The following is a 15677-nucleotide window of genomic DNA, read 5'->3' on the forward strand; positions in this document are numbered from 1 at the left end:
CACCTCCTTCTAGAGGATGTCTCAAGGTAAGACAGATTAGAACCCAGCCAAGTATTTTGCATATTCGACCACTTTACGGACAGAAGGGCGAATCTTATTGTCGTTAAGCGGCGTGTTGTCATTTTTGGACGGCTTAGAGTTTACTTCCAGCAGCCATACTTTCCCGCTGCTGTCAACCGCGAGGTCAATGCCAAGCTCACCGAAATGCGCAGGAATTTGCGTATCGATGCCACGCGCAATCTCAAGTGAAGCATGCTGGAGGCGGTTGTAGACATCTGATCTTGCACCTGCTGGTAAGTTGGACTTGACAACTGCTTCTTTAACGGTGCTTAATGTACCACCTCGAGCCAAATTGGACACAAAATGCTGTGTGCTTGCCGTTCTGGCGACGATAGAAGTAAGCGTCCATTTACCGGTTGCATTTTTCTGAACAAGAGCACGGAAATCGACCGGACGACCCCCGTTTTCCATCAAATGAAGTCCCTGCTGAATCTGATATCGATTGGCCTTCAGCTTGGAGGAAAGACTAGAGAACAACTTGACCAAGCTGTTGAAGCTTTGTCTTCGCGTGCCGTTAACTGTGCTGTACATCGCTTGATAGGATTGATCGTTCAATCTGGTTACGCGGATAATACCTTTGCCAAGACTGCCCCTGGCGGGCTTTAGGAAGACGGTATGATATCGGGAGCACATCGTCTTTAAAGTCTGGAAATTACGAAGCAGATACGACTCCGGCAAATAGCGGGATGGATTGGAATCTCGCTTCAATGCGTCAAATACTTCGGTTTTATCCAAAAACTTTTCATTAAAGACATGTGACTTATACCGTGCCTTCGCCTCCCTCATAAAGTGCTGTACCGTTTCTCTGTTTTCAGTCTTGCGGGAGGTTAAGCGATTGTTAATGACGTCAGGAACAGGCACCTCTGTCTGCTGCCACGATTTATTCTGATAGACCCAGGCCCTGATGCTGTTGACATGCTGTTCAATGTGCTCTGGCGTAAAAAAGCAGACACAGGCACCTTGTGACTGGCAAGCATCCACAAGCTCTTTGCAGAACGCCGTAATCGGACCAAACGGTTTATCCGGTGAATCAGGTCGGTCTCGGCTGATCAGAATGCCAATGAATGGACCGATAGCGAGCGTCTGTGATGAGGCATGGTACACAACTCGCAGCGATTGGCCGGATACGACGCCTAGAGAGCCCGCAAGCGTTTGATTCATACGCAGTCCGTCGAAGCGAGGCACCGGTATTACAATGATCTGCTGCTTAAACGATCCAAATCGTAAAGTCAGTGATTGATTTACGGGAATCTTCCACTGCTTCACTTTCGCTTCGCCAATCATCAGCACCTCATTGCGCAATAGACTGGGGCTTATCACCTGGAGCGCCACTTTCCATTTAGACATGTTGGTTCTCCTTCCAACGACCACTTGCATGGATGATCTCGGTAATCGCCGTTCGAGGCGTTTACAGGTGAACTATGACCAATGATTTATCATATGAGGACATATTTTCCTTGGTGATTGACCTAGTTCGAAAATAGCCAATGAGTTGCGACTGGACGTATGTTATACCTTGAGATTCGACAAGTGGATGGATATCCGTTAAGATATTAGACGTATGAACAAAGCAGGATGTGCATGAGAATGGGCTGTTGTCACGATCGGAATTCGTGGACTGTACAATGGCGTACATAAGGAGGATGCGTACATATGACTAACGTATACGATAGAGCGCATGAATTAGCGCGCGCATTGCAAGATTCGGCTGAAGCGAAAGCCGTAGAACAGGCGATGAAAGTCATTGAAACTGATCCGGAAAGTAAACGTATGCTGGATGATTTCCGTCAGCGTCAGGGCGAATTGCAGCAAATGATGATGACAGGCGCTATGCCTGATCAGGCTGAGATGGAAAAGTTGGAGCAAATTTACCAGGTTATCAGCATGAACACGAGCATTGCACAATTATTTGAGGCAGAACGTCTTCTTGCACAAGTCATTCAAGATGTAAACAAGATCGTAACTGATTCACTCAGTCATCTGTATCAGTAAAATAGGCGGATCAAAAAGGCTGGCGTCACACTTCCTTGCGAGGTGCGGACGGCAGCCTTTTTGCGGTCATAATTGCCCGCCCGTCCACATATGCTGTTATTAGACAGAATGCTGGAATGTAGCAAATGAATTGCATCATGTGCATCATCACTTATTCTCATCGTGCAAGCGGACAAGATGAAGTGATCATGATCGGAGAAAGGATGTAAAAACATGAACTCGACAAAACGCACGAAGAAATACAGCCGCACACAAAGCCGCGCGATATCCGTCATCTCCATTACTGCTGTTCTGGTGATGTTATTTATCGCACTGCCGACAATACCTTTGAACGAAGGCTGGTCGTTGGCTGCTGTATTTGGCGCGGTATGGGCTTTGTTCGCTGTGCTTATTATAGGCGCACATCTCTATCGTCTATTAAGAGTTGATGAGGAAGTAGAACGGAAGCTGCGTCAAGTACGGACTCAACGTTACAAGCAGATAGAACGGCGGATTATGGGTAATGAGCAATAAGTTATTAGAGCTTTCTTTTAACAGAGCTTCCTCAAAGTAAGTTCGAGGAGGCTTTTTGCTGTGAGAAAGAGTTGTAACAAGCTGAGGACAAGTACAAAAAAAGGTTGAATGGTTAAAAGGGATTTTGTATGATTACAACCTGTGGAGATGTTTAGTTGTAAAACAAAAGCCAGGCGAATGTCATGTAGTTCATGTTATTTAAGAACTCAATATGTAAAAATGGTCACTTGGTCATTTTGCCGGTTAAGAAGGGGGTAGCACTATTTGAAGTTGTTTCAAAATCTTCGATATTTCGGCAAAGAGTTTGTTGCCACGATGAAGTCAAAGCATGTGCTTATACCCGTTCTGGGCTTGCTCGTCGTGCCGCTGCTGTATAGCGGTGTATACCTGGTAGCGAACTGGGATCCCTACAGCAATGTAAAACATATGCCAGTGGCTGTTGTCAATGAAGACAAGCCGGTGCAATATGAGGGGAAGGAAATTGCGATCGGCCGTGAATTGATGCAGAAACTCCATGACAATGATAGCGTAGAGTTCCACTTTGTCGGCAGAGCTGAAGCGGAGCGAGGATTGGCTGAGCATACGTATTATTTGCTGATCGATATCCCTCAAGAAATGTCGCAGCATGCGACAACCATTTTGGACCCTAATCCGAAGCCGCTGGAATTGAAGTACAAGGAGAACAGCAGCTTTAACTTCTTGTCAGGTCAAATATCTGACAAAGTGGTAGAGAAGATTAAAGCCGAGACGTCACAGAAAGTAACTGAAACATATGTGGAGCAGATGTTTGGCGCTATTGCTCAATTAGCGGATGGCCTGGGAGCAGCAAGTGATGGTGCGGGGCAACTGGAGAATGGGCTCAAGCAATTAGGGACAGGTATCGAGACGTTCCGTAATGAGCTGAACGGCCAGATTAATTCGAAGACATCGCAAGCAGGCTCCATGGTGGACAAGCTGCTGGATGAAAATAAAGTGAAGCTTGAAAACACGATCAATAAAGAGATTGAGCAAGCAATCGCATCCAATAAAGGGCCTTTAGTGAACAAGCTGCATCAGGAGATCGACAAGCAATCAGGAACATATGGTACTGAACTGCGAGACAAGGTGCATGCCCGAATTGATGAAGTGGTTGGTGAGAACAGCGGAATTGCGCAAGAGAAGTTAAATCAAGAGATTGATCGTGCTTTTGGACAGTACGGCGAACAAGTTCGCAAGCAGATCCATGATGAGATCAATGCGGCCTATGCATCACACAAAGACGATGTGTACAAGGAAATTGTAACGGAAGTGGATAACACGGTCGTTAAAATGGAGCCTGTAGCCCGTGCTATGATGCATAATGTTATCGATAACGAGTCAGGTGAGATTGATGCGTCTATTCGCAATAGCGTACATAAGTGGATTGATGAGAAGATAGATGCCTTATTTGACAAGACGATTGAGCGCATGACGGACAATCAGGATCAGATCAATCGGCAATTTGACAAGCTGCAAGCAGATCTTGCTGCCATGAAAGCCGATGCGATACCGGAAGAAGCAGATAAATGGCAAGCGATTCAAGATCAGTTGGACGGCCTGCGGGATAACGTACATACAGCCCTCAAGCCGGAGCAGATCGAAAAGCTCAAAGTTAAAATAAAGCTGGATCTAAATCAACTTGTGGGTAAGGAACTAAATTTAGTTAACAAGAAGTTGTTAACTAAGGTTCACAGTGAAGCAGATAAGAAATTTAGCGCTTATTATCCGACTGCGCGAGCCATGGCACGCGGAATAGCACTGAGCAAGGCGGAAGAGCTCGCTCCCGTTCTGCTCGGGAAGGCCCATAATTATGCGGATCAGATCTACTCCGAAAAGTCAGAGCAAGTACAGGCGAAAGCTCATGAAGTATTAAATGAGAAGTGGTCACAACTTGAACCACAAGTGATAAATGAAGTTCATCAGCATGCAGATGACGAGATCAATCGTGTTGAACCTGTCGTGGTCAGCAAAATTCATGAAACAGCGGAGGAGAAAATAAACACGCTGGAGCCGATTGTGAGAGACAATATGCACAAACTGGCAAATATGAAGCTGGATGAGGCTGCTAAAAAAGTACATCAGATGGCATTTGAAAAAATGAGTGCACTGCTGCATGACGTAGATACAGCCAATAAAGCGATTAACACCGGATTTAATCAACTGATGGATGGACAACAGCAATTAATAAGTGGCGGTGCAGAGCTGCGCTCGAAGCTGCGGGATGGTGCGGAGAAGGCAACACAAGATTCGACTGACAGCACGTATCATATGATATCGGCACCGGTTACAAGTGACAAGGAAGAGAATCATGATGTGAATACTTATGGTATTGGTATGGCACCTTACTTCCTGTCATTAGGTTTCTTCGTAGGGGCGTTGATGTTCTCTATTGTATTCCCGATGAAAGAGACGATCCTTCGTCCACCTAACGGTTTTGCGTGGTTGTTAAGTAAGTTTGGCACGATGACGATTGAGAGTATATTCCAGGTCCTTATTGCAGGCAGTGTTGTGTTATACGGAATTGGTTTGACCGTGACCAACGTACCGATGTTTTTCTTAGTGTCACTGGTCACAAGCCTGATGTTTTTTGCATTTATTCAGTTTTTTGTTACGGCATTTGGCAATGTGGGGCGGTTTATCATTATTATCTTGCTAGTTCTGCAACTGTCGGCAACCGCGGGGACATTCCCGATCGAGCTGACACCGGAATTTTTCCAAATGCTTCATCCATGGCTGCCAATGACGTATACAATTCGTGCATACCGAGGTGTAGTTTCACTTGGTGACATGAATTATGTGTGGCAGAACATTGGCGTATTGTGTATTTACTTGTTCTCAAGTCTGTTCTGCAGCTGGATGTATTTTGCTCTTTGTTCGAAGAAGTCAAAGCGTCAGGAGAAAGACAGCACAAGCGGAAGTGTGATATCTACTAAGTAGTAGACTTGAATACAAGCCTATCTCAGAAAATATGTAAATGTAGATGAAAGAGAGTCTTCAAACCCACTAGATCTAGTGGGTTTAGGACTCTTTTTATGTACTAAAAGAGGAGGCGAGTACTTGAATTTTAACCGTATTCCTGTTTTGCACAAATGGGAATGATTGTGATACAATGACTACAGATTAGGACAGTTCGGAGAATTGGGGTGTAACAGATGGATATGCATGACGCAACGGTCACGAAGCATGAACAGCTACTCCATCATATTGAGAGCTTGAAGCCAGGCACAAAGATATCGGTGCGTAAGCTGGCCAAGCAGCTGCAGGTAAGTGAAGGAACGGCATACCGTGCTGTAAAGGAAGCGGAGAGCGTCGGCCTTGTTATCACGAAGGAGCGGATAGGTACAGTAAGGGTCGAGAAGAAGCCTCGCAACTTGTCAGAGCAGCTTACTTTTACTGAGGTTGTGGACATCGTAGAGGGACACGTTCTTGGTGGACTGAGGGGACTATCTAAGACGTTAAATAAATATGTCATCGGTGCAATGAAAATGGACGCGATGGAACGTTACATTGATGCTGGAAGTCTGCTTATTGTCGGAAACCGAGAGGATGCGCATCGTCTAGCTCTCCAGCATGGCGCTGGCGTATTGATTACAGGCGGGTTTGGCACAAGCAGGGAAGTAAAGATGCTGGCAGATACGCTTGATCTGCCGATTATCAGCTCGAAGCATGACACGTTTACGGTGGCTTCTATGATTAACCGTGCGCTGTTTGACCGACTTATTAAAAAGAAGATTATGCTCGTTGAAGATATTGTAGGCTCAAAGGCACCAGTTGCGATTATGCGTTCTTATAGTACAGTTGAGCAGTTCAGAAAGCTGCAGCAAGAAACGGGGCATAATCGATTCCCTATCGTAGATGAATGGAATCGAGTCTTGGGCATGATCGCGTACAAGGATATTGCAGGTGCACAGCAAGACCAGACGATAGATAAGCTGTACACACGCCATCCTATTACGGCTTCCTTGACAACTACGCTTGCTTCAGCGGCTCACACGATGGTATGGGAAGGCATTGAACTGCTGCCAGTGATTGACCGGAATCGGAAGCTGATTGCCGTCATAACTCGCAAAGAGGTTCTGCAGGCTATGCGTGATGCACGAAAAGAACCTCAATTAGGTGAGACATTCGAGGACCTGATTTGGAATGGGTTTGAAGAATTGCGGAACGACGATGGTATGTTGTACTTTCAGGGTGTTATAACACCACAGATGGTTAATGGTCTTGGTGCGGTATCGGAAGGTATAATATTGTCCATTATGGCTAATGCCGCCTTGCGTGCAGTGAAAGATATGCGCGTTCATGATCATATTATGGAAAATATGACTAGCTACTTCGTCCGTCCGATTCAGATTGAAGATATCGTCATTCTCCGCCCGAGATTTATTGAGATGAGCCGTAAATTTTGCAAGCTTGAGATCGAGATGAAACTTCAAGATCAGCTTGTTGCCAAGGCGATGATGACAGCGCAGTCTATTGATCATGATTAATACAGGCTGCTGAAATGTTGGTTCGTAAAATGAAAGCGGCAGTGTTGGGATAGGGTTGCTGACTCGTACATAAAAAAGCGTACAGTGCTGACACAGGAGACGGTGCAGACTGTACGCTTATTTGTTATTTGGTCCCCTCATGGGCCAAGAGACGATTAAAATGTCCATGATTGCGCAGCCCGGCAAACAAATTGAAGACGCCGAGTGCGAGCAATATGGCCCCGATGATGACTCTTAGGGTTGAACCTGTAAACATTGTCATCTGAAACACCGCGATGAGAATAAGCAGTAATCCCATACAAATGTTAGTTCTTGCTGCGAATAACCCGCGCTGCAGCACGTTCTTTGATCGTCTTGAGCGGAAGCTGAAGAAGACGGAGCTTATAGAGGCAAGGCAGATCAGTAAAGTAAGAATGAGTTGAATCACGTACATGACGGGCACGTCGCTCCTTCCTGCTGACTAGGATAATGGTCCATAATGTTAATCCTATATTACCATAATGTGAGAGAAGAGCCTATCCGAATTCATGTGTTGAGCCGTGAAGCATAAAAGGTTTCCATTTTAGAAGGATTACACGCTTTCCTTACGCTGCTGCAAATATTGTCACCTGAACCTATTGTTAGGGTGCAGATGGCACATGAGATTTTACATCTACCCACACATGAAGTACGCCTTCTGTTACGAGCATCGTTCGCAGAGAGACAACATAGTCACGAGCTTGAATATCGGTATAAAGTTTGCGTGTCAGAAGGCCTTCTACCAGTTTTGCATACTCGTCAATCTGAAAGACGTTGCGTCCTTTAAGTCCGGCGAGATCACGGGATAGTCGTTTACGGAGCTCAGTCTCATCTGATTGTGGAATGTCATCTTTACTGCCTGGTCCATAAATATGAATGGAAATACTTTTAATAACAGTAGCGCGATTTTTGTAGCGGATTAGGTCCTCATTTTCCGAGCGAAAATGAGAAAGCTGGTCCTGTAGGTCAAGGTTCCGCATGACAAGTTCGTCTATCTGGTGCATAAAGACTGCATGATAGACACAAGTCCCAATAATCATCCCTACGAATACAACAGCTCCATCACGAATCCAATTGCGAGGGTGCATACTGCTTACCCCCTTGCCCTGCACATCCATTGGACAAGTTCCGTCCCGAGATGCGCGCCGAGAAATGAGACAAGGATAAACATCAGCTGTTTAAATACAGGCGACAAGTTTCCGACCCAAAAATTAGACTCAATTACGCGCAGCGGATCGATGGTTCCGCCGACAGCAACGACGATGGCCCATATTTTGATATGCTCCGCAATATGTTTCATCGTCTCGGCAGGGGATTGCAGGGCGATAACACTTGCGATACCTCCAAGCAACGAGCCGCCGAGCACAACACCAAATGCGATGCCGAAGTCGATGATAGCTTTAGACAAAAAAGTTCCCATCGTGATGCTCCTTTCTTACGTGTGGAGTAAAGGCAATGGACAAACTAGCCCCTTGTACATGTATAGGTTTTCTAGCTCAAAATATGATACAATGAAAGACGAAAGTATGTTCGGTTAGGCAAAGAATAGTATGGAAAGTTACACGGAATGGAATGGAGTGAAGCGCATGAATGAATTTGTACATCTGCACGTGCACAGCGAATACAGCTTGCTGGATGGAGCTGCACGTATTGAATCGTTGGTGGAGCGGGCAGCTGCGAATGGCATGAAGGCGCTTGCCCTTACCGACCATGGCGTCATGTACGGCACAATTGCCTTTTATCGGGCGTGCCAGAAGCACGGAATCAAGCCGATTATCGGGATGGAGGCTTATGTTACGACTGGTGCCTTGACGGAGCGGGTGTCGCGTAAGGATCAGCCGATCTATCATCTTATTTTGTTGGCAAAGACGATGCAGGGTTACCGGAATCTAATGAAGATATCAAGCATCGCTCATCTGGAAGGTTTTCATTATAAGCCGCGTGCAGATATGGACACGCTTCGAACATATGGTGAAGGTATAATCTGTACCAGTGCCTGCCTAGGCAGCGAAATTTCACAGCACGTGCTGCACGACCGCATGGATGAAGCACGAGAAGCTGCATTGAGATATAAAGATATATTTAAGGATGGCTTTTATCTGGAGCTTCAGGACCATGGCTTAGTGGAGCAGAAGAAAGTCAACATCGGCTTAATTGATCTGGCCCGCGAGCTTGATATTCCGTTGGTATGCACTAACGATGTCCATTATATAGAGGAAGCAGACGCTGCGATGCAGGATGTGCTCATCTGTATCGGCACGGGCAAGACGGTAGAAGATGAGACGCGATTGCGTATTGCATCTAATCAGCTTTATTTTAAGAATGGCGAGCAGATGAACGCCTTGTTTGCGCATGTACCAGAGGCGATACACAATACAAGCCGGATTGCGGATGCTTGTAACGTGGAGTTGGAGTTCGGGCATTCGGTGCTGCCGGAGTTCCAGCCGTTGCCGGAAGGCCTTGCTGCAGGTCAATATTTGCGTGAACTGTGTGAACAAGGATTGTTAGAACGCTATCAGCACTTATCCGAATGGGAAGAAGAGGCCTTTGTCCAGTCGGCACATGAACGGCTTGCCTTTGAGCTGGGTACGATTGAGCAGATGGGCTTCTCAGACTATTTTCTGATTGTATGGGACTTTATCCGTTATGCACACGAAGCAGGGATAATGACAGGGCCTGGAAGGGGCTCTTCTGCCGGTAGTCTGGTAGCGTATACGCTCAAGATTACAAATGTTGATCCGTTGAAGCATAAGCTGCTGTTTGAGCGGTTTCTCAATCCGGAACGGATCACGATGCCGGATATCGACATTGACTTCAACGATGAGCGCAGAGACGAGGTTATTCAATACGTGTCCGACAAGTACGGACACGACCGCGTCGCGCAGATTATAACGTTCGGGACAATGGCCGCAAGAGCAGCGGTAAGAGACGTGGGACGCGCGTTGAATGTATCGTACGGCGATACGGACCGTGCTGCCAAGCTCATTCCAAATCAGCTGGGCATGACGCTTACAGAAGCGATGAGAGTCAGCAGTGAATTACGTGAATGGTGCGAGAAGGAACCTCGTATTCGTGAGCTTATAGAGATGGCGATTAAAGTCGAGGGTATGCCCCGACATGCTTCAACGCATGCCGCAGGGGTAGTCATTGCCCCCGAACCACTGCCACACTTCGTGCCGTTGCAAGCAGGTACGGAGCACACAGCATTAACACAGTATTCGATGGAACATCTGGAAGCCATCGGTATGTTGAAGATGGACTTTCTTGGATTGCGTACGTTGTCCATTATCGAGCGTACGCTCGAATGGATCAAGGCGAAGTCGGGAGAGGCGCTTGACTTGAACCGTGTTGACGATCAAGACGAGCGTACCTATGAACTGCTCGGACGGGGAGATACAACCGGTTTGTTTCAATTGGAGTCAACAGGAGTTCGCAAAGTATTACGCGAACTGAAGCCTTCCGGTTTCGAAGATATCGTGTCCGTATTGGCTCTCTATCGTCCGGGACCGATGGAGTTTATTCCGAATTTTATTCAGAGCAAGCACGGTCGCAAGCCAGTGGAATATCCTCATCCGGATCTGGAACCTATTTTAAAGGACACTTACGGGATTATTGTGTATCAAGAACAGATCATGCATATTGCTTCCCGGATGGCGGGCTTCTCGCTTGGCGAGGCCGATTTGCTTCGGCGAGCTGTCTCCAAGAAAAAGCGTGAAGTGCTTGATCAGGAACGGGCCCATTTTGTAGAAGGCAGTCTTCGACAAGGGTACACGAAAGAAGAAGCGAACCGTGTATATGATATGATCGTACGATTTGCTGATTACGGTTTCCCACGTGCGCATGCAGCAGCTTATGGCGTGTTGGCATTTCAAACGGCATACTTGAAGACACATTACCCGACTGAATTTATGGCGTCCATGCTGACAGCGAATATGGGCAACCATCGTAAGACTGCTGAATACATTGAGGATTGCAGACGGACAAGCATCGATGTTTTACCACCAGATATTAATGAGAGTAACGTTACGTTTACGCCTGTTCATGATGCTATCCGGTTCGGCCTCGCAGCAATCAAGAACGTCGGAACTACGGCGATCGAGAGCATGATTCGCGAGCGAGCGGAGCAGCCGTATCAAGATCTGCATGACTTCTGCAAGCGGGTTGATTTGCGGGTGTGCAACCGCCGCGTCATTGAATCTCTTATTCAGGCAGGGGCGATGGACAGCTTGCCGGGTCACCGGGCACAACTGCTGGCGATGCTGGACGAGACGCTTGAAGCAGCAGTGAAATGGCGCAAGGAACGTGAAGATTTACAGATCCAATTGTTTAATTTCGTAGAGGTAAACAATCGATCGATTGAGTATCCGAGTGTACAGCCCTTTACGATGACACAGCAGCTTGAACTGGAGAGGGAATTGCTGGGGATGTATTTATCCGGGCATCCGCTTGATGATTACGTAGAATTGCTAGAGCATGCTGACGCGGATCGTATCGTGGACCTGCATGACGCGGTGGATGAGAGTGAGTGCGTGGTGGCAGGTATGGTTGTATCCGAACGAGTCATTATGACAAAGAAAGGCAAGCCTATGGCGTTTATCGGTCTGGAAGATCGGATTGAGCGAACTGAGGTTGTGCTGTTTCCTGAAGTATGGCGGCGGGCCAAGCCGCTTATCTCGAAAGGAGCGCTTGTAGCTGTGCTGGCGAAAGTGCAGCAGCAGGATGACGACTTTAAGCTCTTGGCGCATGAAGTTGCGCCACTGGAGCTGCAGGCGGTCGCGCAGCTTGCGAGCCGCGCGCGCACACGCCGTGACGCTGGCGCAGGCGGTCGCAGCCGCGGCTCTGCTCGTGCCGCCGCACCAGCGACTGGCGGCACGTCGGCCCCGCGCAGGGCGGGCGGGACCGGGAGCAGCGCTGCTGCGATGCAGGCAGCCCCCGCGCCGCAGGCGGCGTCACGCGCAGCTCTGCCTGAGCGCGACGATGCACGCGCGAGGCAGAGCCAGCGCGTGTACATCAAGATCACGGCCGATCATGAACGGCCTGAGCTGTTGAATGAGCTGAAGCAGCTCATTCAAGCGCATCCGGGACCGCTCTCCACCGTGCTCTTCTACGAGCGCGAGCAGCAGCTGCGGGCTTTGAGCAGCGCTTATGCTGTCAAGCCTTCGCCTGAGTTGTTCAGGCGCGTCGAAACGATGCTGGGTGAAGGGTCTGTGCGTGTACGCTAGTCTAGCCAAGTCCAGCGGCTAACACATTTGTCAGGTGTTAGTCGTTGGGCATAGTATACGCGCATGCTGATCTGCATCTTTACAGCTTATCTTATGGTGCTGCAATATGTATCCGGGGTACTGCGCTTACAACGTGATAAGCGGCATTTTAGCATGCTAACCTTTACAAAGCTGTGCGCACGACGAGTACAATCTTCTTGTTTTCATGGATGTTACATTATTTTTTCGTAAAGCTATTCACCCTTCCTGCACCTTGAGCATATCATGTAGATACACCCTATATGAGAAGACAAGACTGTCGTATCGGGAGAATGGAGGGAGCGCCTGTGACATATGATGCAGCAGCGCAGTGGCTGGAACAACGTGGGGTATCACTGCTTTCGATAGCTGAGATTGCATTTGAGCTGCAGAAGCCTTACAATGCGACATTAAAGGTGGAAGAGTGCTTGGAAAGTGTTAAGGCGGTGCTTCATAAGCGTGAAGTGCAGTATACGCTGATGACGGGTATTGCATTAGATGTAATGGCCGAAAGGAAACAATTGCCTGAACCCCTGCAGTCAATGCTGGAGGCGGATGAATCGTTATATGGTGTGGATGAGACGCTGGCGTTAGGCATAACGGGGGTATATGGGACGATTGGCTTGACAAGCTTTGGTTATTTGGATAAAACCAAAATAGGTATTCTTCGGCACCTGAACAATCATAAACAGCAAATACATGTCTTTCTGGATGATCTAGTGGCGGGTATTGCAGCAGCAGCTTCGTCGCGAATCGCGCATCAGGATACGAAAGCTACGATATACGATACGATTGATCGTGTGGATAGCTAAGTTGAGTAATTTCGATAATTATCGCCTGACAGCAGGTCCTCAGTGAAGACATTCCCAGTGAACTGATCTCGCTATTTCTTCCGCTGTGATGTGTCTTCACTCGCCCTCATTGATTCATAAAAATCTTCATATTTTATTCGTGAAAAATAATTTATACCTGACATGTCGAGCTGAATAAGGCAAGAAAAAAGGCGTTGAACGCCGTTAAGCGTCGAAATCAAGAGCTTGGATTCTCTAAGGAGCATTGCTGCTTCCATGGATTTGGTTGCTATGAAAATGGCAATTATGTTATCATAATGGCATTATACACAGCTCTATTGGAACGTTAGGGGGGTCTCCGCGAATGTGGACGGTTATCTACATCGCTCCGACTGCCAAAATCGCAGACATGATACTTGCAAGACTGACGGAAGAGGGATTCCTTATTCGAGTACGTCCCATTCATCTTTCCAAGCAGCAATTTGAAGTGCTGGTGCCTTCCGGTGAGGTAGAAGAAGTACAAGAAGTTCTTAATTCGATTCTGCATGCGTAATACGGCTGCTTGATGAACGCAACAAGGTTCAGACAGCCGCTTTTTGTTGTCTGGATATCATACGAACAGCTTGTGGACAAGCGTTGGTTCGTTGGCGTCTAAAGCAGACTATCACGCTCAAAGAGGTGTAACGGGTGTTCAAAGACTTGTTTCAGAAAAAGAAAAAGTATGCAACGGTTCCATCCGTGCGTGATGATAATCGACCTAAGCGTGAAATACCTGAAGGTATAATGAACAAATGCCCCAAGTGCGGCAATATTCAGTATTATAAAGAGCTTGAAAAGAACCTGAAAGTATGTTCCGAGTGCGGGCATCATATGCGTCTAAGTGCTTACGAGCGCATTCAAATGACATTGGACGAGGGTCGTTTCTTTGAATTCGACATCGACATTGCCCCCGAGGACCCGCTGCAATTTCCTGGCTATACGAAGAAACTAGAACAACAGCAAAGCAAGTCCGATCTCTCGGAAGCTGTAGTTACGGGAGAAGGAACAATTGGCGGTTTTCCGGTTGTGGTAGCTGTCATGAGCTTTGACTTTTTCAGCGGCAGCATGGGTTCTGTTGTAGGTGAAAAAGTAACACGAGCAGTCGAGATGGCGATGCTGAAACAGTATCCGCTTCTTATATTCTCCACATCTGGCGGAGCGCGTATGCAAGAAGGTATTCTCAGCTTAATGCAGATGGCGAAGACAAGCGCGGCAATAGCTAAGTTCCAGAATCAAGGCGGTTTATTTATTTCTGTTATTACGGACCCTACGTATGGCGGTGTATCCGCTAGTTTTGCCATGCTGGGTGATATTATTGTGGCCGAGCCAGGGGCAGCATTTGGCTTTGCAGGCCGCATCGTTATTGAACAGACCATTCGTCAGAAGCTTTCTGATGAATTCCAGACAGCCGAGTTTAATTTGAAGCACGGCCAACTGGATATGGTTATAGCACGCAAAGATTTGCGTCAATCGCTTACGAAACTTATCGAATTGCATACGGTGAAAGGAGAGATGTCCCATGAAGGGTGAACTTTCATTCGAGCAGCCGTTAGTCGAGCTCAAGCAGAAGATTGAAGAGTTGAAGCGATTCGGGGAAGAGAAGCATATTGATTTCTCTGAGGAGATCGCACGTCTCGAAGAACGTTATCAGAAGATAGCGGAGGAGATATATACAAGTATTTCTCCATCACAGAAGATGCATCTCGCACGCCATCACCAGCGTCCAACGACGCTTGATTTTATATCTCATATCTTTACTGATTTTGTTGAATTGCACGGTGACCGCTTGTATGGCGATGATCTTGCCATTGTTGGTGGACTTGCCCGTCTTAATGGCTTGGCGGTAACTGTTATTGGGCATCAACGCGGGAAAGATACAAAGGAGAACATTGCACGCTTCTTTGGTAGTCCTCATCCAGAAGGCTTCCGCAAGGCGCTTCGCCTTATGCAGCAAGCAGACAAGTTTAAGCGTCCGATTATCACATTTATTGATACAAAGGGCGCATACCCAGGCAATACAGCCGAAGAACGAGGCCAATCAGAGGCTATCGCCCGCAACTTGCGGGATATGGCTATGCTTGGCGTGCCTGTCGTGTGTGTTGTCATTGGTGAGGGGGGCAGCGGTGGTGCACTTGCGCTTGGCGTAGGCAACCGCGTTCTCATGCTGGAGAATGCCATTTATTCGGTTATTTCGCCGAATGGCGCGGCTTCTATTTTATGGAAGGATGCGTCTAAGGCCGATCAAGCTGCCGAAGCGATGAAGATTACAGGTGACGACCTGCTGGAGATGGAAATTATTGAGGGGATTATCCCTGAGCCGCCAGGCGGTGCACATAAGAATATTGCGGATACCGCCGAAAGTGTAAAGGCTGCGCTCTGCAAGCATTTGTCCGAATTGATGGAGATGTCTGCGGACGAACTGCGTGAAGATCGTTATAACAAGTTCCGCAAAATTGGCAAGTTTGCAACAGTGGATCTCAGCTAACAATAATCATATATAATCGTGCATGAAATTGGTA

At 47.4% G+C, this 15677-nt stretch carries 13 protein-coding genes; 9 read left to right on the forward strand and 4 right to left on the reverse strand.

Features of this window, described 5'->3' with window-relative positions; translation table 11 throughout:
* Positions 1-36: 36 nt before the first annotated feature.
* Positions 37-1407 (reverse strand): YheC/YheD family endospore coat-associated protein, encoded by a 1371-nt coding sequence (locus QP775_RS15645; RefSeq protein ID WP_239326265.1) that lies wholly within the window; start codon positions 1405-1407, stop codon positions 37-39.
* Positions 1408-1713: 306 nt separating this feature from the next.
* Between QP775_RS15645 and QP775_RS15650 the strand changes: the two genes are divergently transcribed.
* The 4 genes from QP775_RS15650 to QP775_RS15665 all read left to right on the forward strand — a co-directional run bounded on the left by QP775_RS15650 (position 1714) and on the right by QP775_RS15665 (position 7070).
* Positions 1714-2052, forward strand: coding sequence for a YlbF family regulator (locus tag QP775_RS15650; RefSeq protein WP_285107409.1), 339 nt, complete (start codon positions 1714-1716; stop codon positions 2050-2052).
* 213 nt (positions 2053-2265) lie between these two features.
* The gene (locus QP775_RS15655) at positions 2266-2565 is read left to right on the forward strand and encodes a hypothetical protein (protein WP_239326269.1); all 300 of its coding nucleotides are present in this window, start codon (positions 2266-2268) and stop codon (positions 2563-2565) included.
* Between the two features lie 264 nt (positions 2566-2829).
* Positions 2830-5520 (forward strand): YhgE/Pip domain-containing protein, encoded by a 2691-nt coding sequence (locus QP775_RS15660; RefSeq protein ID WP_285107412.1) that lies wholly within the window; start codon positions 2830-2832, stop codon positions 5518-5520.
* 215 nt (positions 5521-5735) lie between these two features.
* The gene (locus QP775_RS15665) at positions 5736-7070 is read left to right on the forward strand and encodes a DRTGG domain-containing protein (protein WP_239326273.1); all 1335 of its coding nucleotides are present in this window, start codon (positions 5736-5738) and stop codon (positions 7068-7070) included.
* 124 nt (positions 7071-7194) lie between these two features.
* Here QP775_RS15665 and QP775_RS15670 read toward each other — a convergent pair whose 3' ends face one another.
* The 3 genes from QP775_RS15670 to QP775_RS15680 all read right to left on the reverse strand — a co-directional run bounded on the left by QP775_RS15670 (position 7195) and on the right by QP775_RS15680 (position 8508).
* Positions 7195-7503: a YtpI family protein gene (locus QP775_RS15670; RefSeq protein WP_239326275.1), complete on the reverse strand. Its 309-nt coding sequence runs from the start codon at positions 7501-7503 to the stop codon at positions 7195-7197.
* Between the two features lie 187 nt (positions 7504-7690).
* On the reverse strand, positions 7691-8176 hold the full coding sequence (locus QP775_RS15675) for a sporulation membrane protein YtrI (RefSeq protein ID WP_239326277.1): 486 nt from the start codon (positions 8174-8176) through the stop codon (positions 7691-7693).
* A 5-nt stretch (positions 8177-8181) separates the two neighbouring features.
* Positions 8182-8508 carry a YtrH family sporulation protein gene (locus QP775_RS15680; protein WP_239326279.1) on the reverse strand — a complete coding sequence of 109 codons (327 nt, stop codon included), beginning with the start codon at positions 8506-8508 and terminating at the stop codon, positions 8182-8184.
* A gap of 166 nt (positions 8509-8674) precedes the next feature.
* Here QP775_RS15680 and QP775_RS15685 point away from each other — a divergent pair, with 166 nt between their 5' ends.
* From QP775_RS15685 to QP775_RS15705, 5 genes are all read left to right on the forward strand, one after another.
* Complete coding sequence (locus tag QP775_RS15685; RefSeq protein WP_285107417.1) at positions 8675-12310, forward strand: DNA polymerase III subunit alpha; 3636 nt, start codon at positions 8675-8677, stop codon at positions 12308-12310.
* 326 nt (positions 12311-12636) lie between these two features.
* Positions 12637-13140 (forward strand): phosphatidylglycerophosphatase A family protein, encoded by a 504-nt coding sequence (locus QP775_RS15690; protein ID WP_239326283.1) that lies wholly within the window; start codon positions 12637-12639, stop codon positions 13138-13140.
* A gap of 343 nt (positions 13141-13483) precedes the next feature.
* The gene (locus tag QP775_RS15695) at positions 13484-13672 is read left to right on the forward strand and encodes a hypothetical protein (protein WP_028546168.1); all 189 of its coding nucleotides are present in this window, start codon (positions 13484-13486) and stop codon (positions 13670-13672) included.
* Positions 13673-13806: 134 nt separating this feature from the next.
* Positions 13807-14688 (forward strand): acetyl-CoA carboxylase, carboxyltransferase subunit beta, encoded by an 882-nt coding sequence (accD, locus tag QP775_RS15700; RefSeq protein ID WP_239326285.1) that lies wholly within the window; start codon positions 13807-13809, stop codon positions 14686-14688.
* Positions 14678-15643, forward strand: coding sequence for an acetyl-CoA carboxylase carboxyltransferase subunit alpha (locus QP775_RS15705; protein WP_239326287.1), 966 nt, complete (start codon positions 14678-14680; stop codon positions 15641-15643). Before accD ends, QP775_RS15705 begins: the two co-directional genes overlap by 11 nt.
* The last annotated feature ends 34 nt before the right edge of the window (positions 15644-15677 follow it).

The organism is Paenibacillus sp. UMB4589-SE434, from assembly GCF_030226685.1.
In the GTDB taxonomy this organism is placed as follows: domain Bacteria; phylum Bacillota; class Bacilli; order Paenibacillales; family Paenibacillaceae; genus Paenibacillus_B.

What these genes read in the sequence shown, in the direction of transcription:
- QP775_RS15645 (WP_239326265.1), bottom strand. Translation starts at nt 1,407, where the DNA reads ATGTCTAAATGGAAAGTGGCGCTCCAGGTGATAAGCCCCAGTCTATTG.
- QP775_RS15650 (WP_285107409.1), top strand. Translation starts at nt 1,714, where the DNA reads ATGACTAACGTATACGATAGAGCGCATGAATTAGCGCGCGCATTGCAA.
- QP775_RS15655 (WP_239326269.1), top strand. Translation starts at nt 2,266, where the DNA reads ATGAACTCGACAAAACGCACGAAGAAATACAGCCGCACACAAAGCCGC.
- QP775_RS15665 (WP_239326273.1), top strand. Translation starts at nt 5,736, where the DNA reads ATGGATATGCATGACGCAACGGTCACGAAGCATGAACAGCTACTCCAT.
- QP775_RS15670 (WP_239326275.1), bottom strand. Translation starts at nt 7,503, where the DNA reads ATGTACGTGATTCAACTCATTCTTACTTTACTGATCTGCCTTGCCTCT.
- QP775_RS15675 (WP_239326277.1), bottom strand. Translation starts at nt 8,176, where the DNA reads ATGCACCCTCGCAATTGGATTCGTGATGGAGCTGTTGTATTCGTAGGG.
- QP775_RS15680 (WP_239326279.1), bottom strand. Translation starts at nt 8,508, where the DNA reads ATGGGAACTTTTTTGTCTAAAGCTATCATCGACTTCGGCATCGCATTT.
- QP775_RS15685 (WP_285107417.1), top strand. Translation starts at nt 8,675, where the DNA reads ATGAATGAATTTGTACATCTGCACGTGCACAGCGAATACAGCTTGCTG.
- QP775_RS15695 (WP_028546168.1), top strand. Translation starts at nt 13,484, where the DNA reads ATGTGGACGGTTATCTACATCGCTCCGACTGCCAAAATCGCAGACATG.
- QP775_RS15705 (WP_239326287.1), top strand. Translation starts at nt 14,678, where the DNA reads ATGAAGGGTGAACTTTCATTCGAGCAGCCGTTAGTCGAGCTCAAGCAG.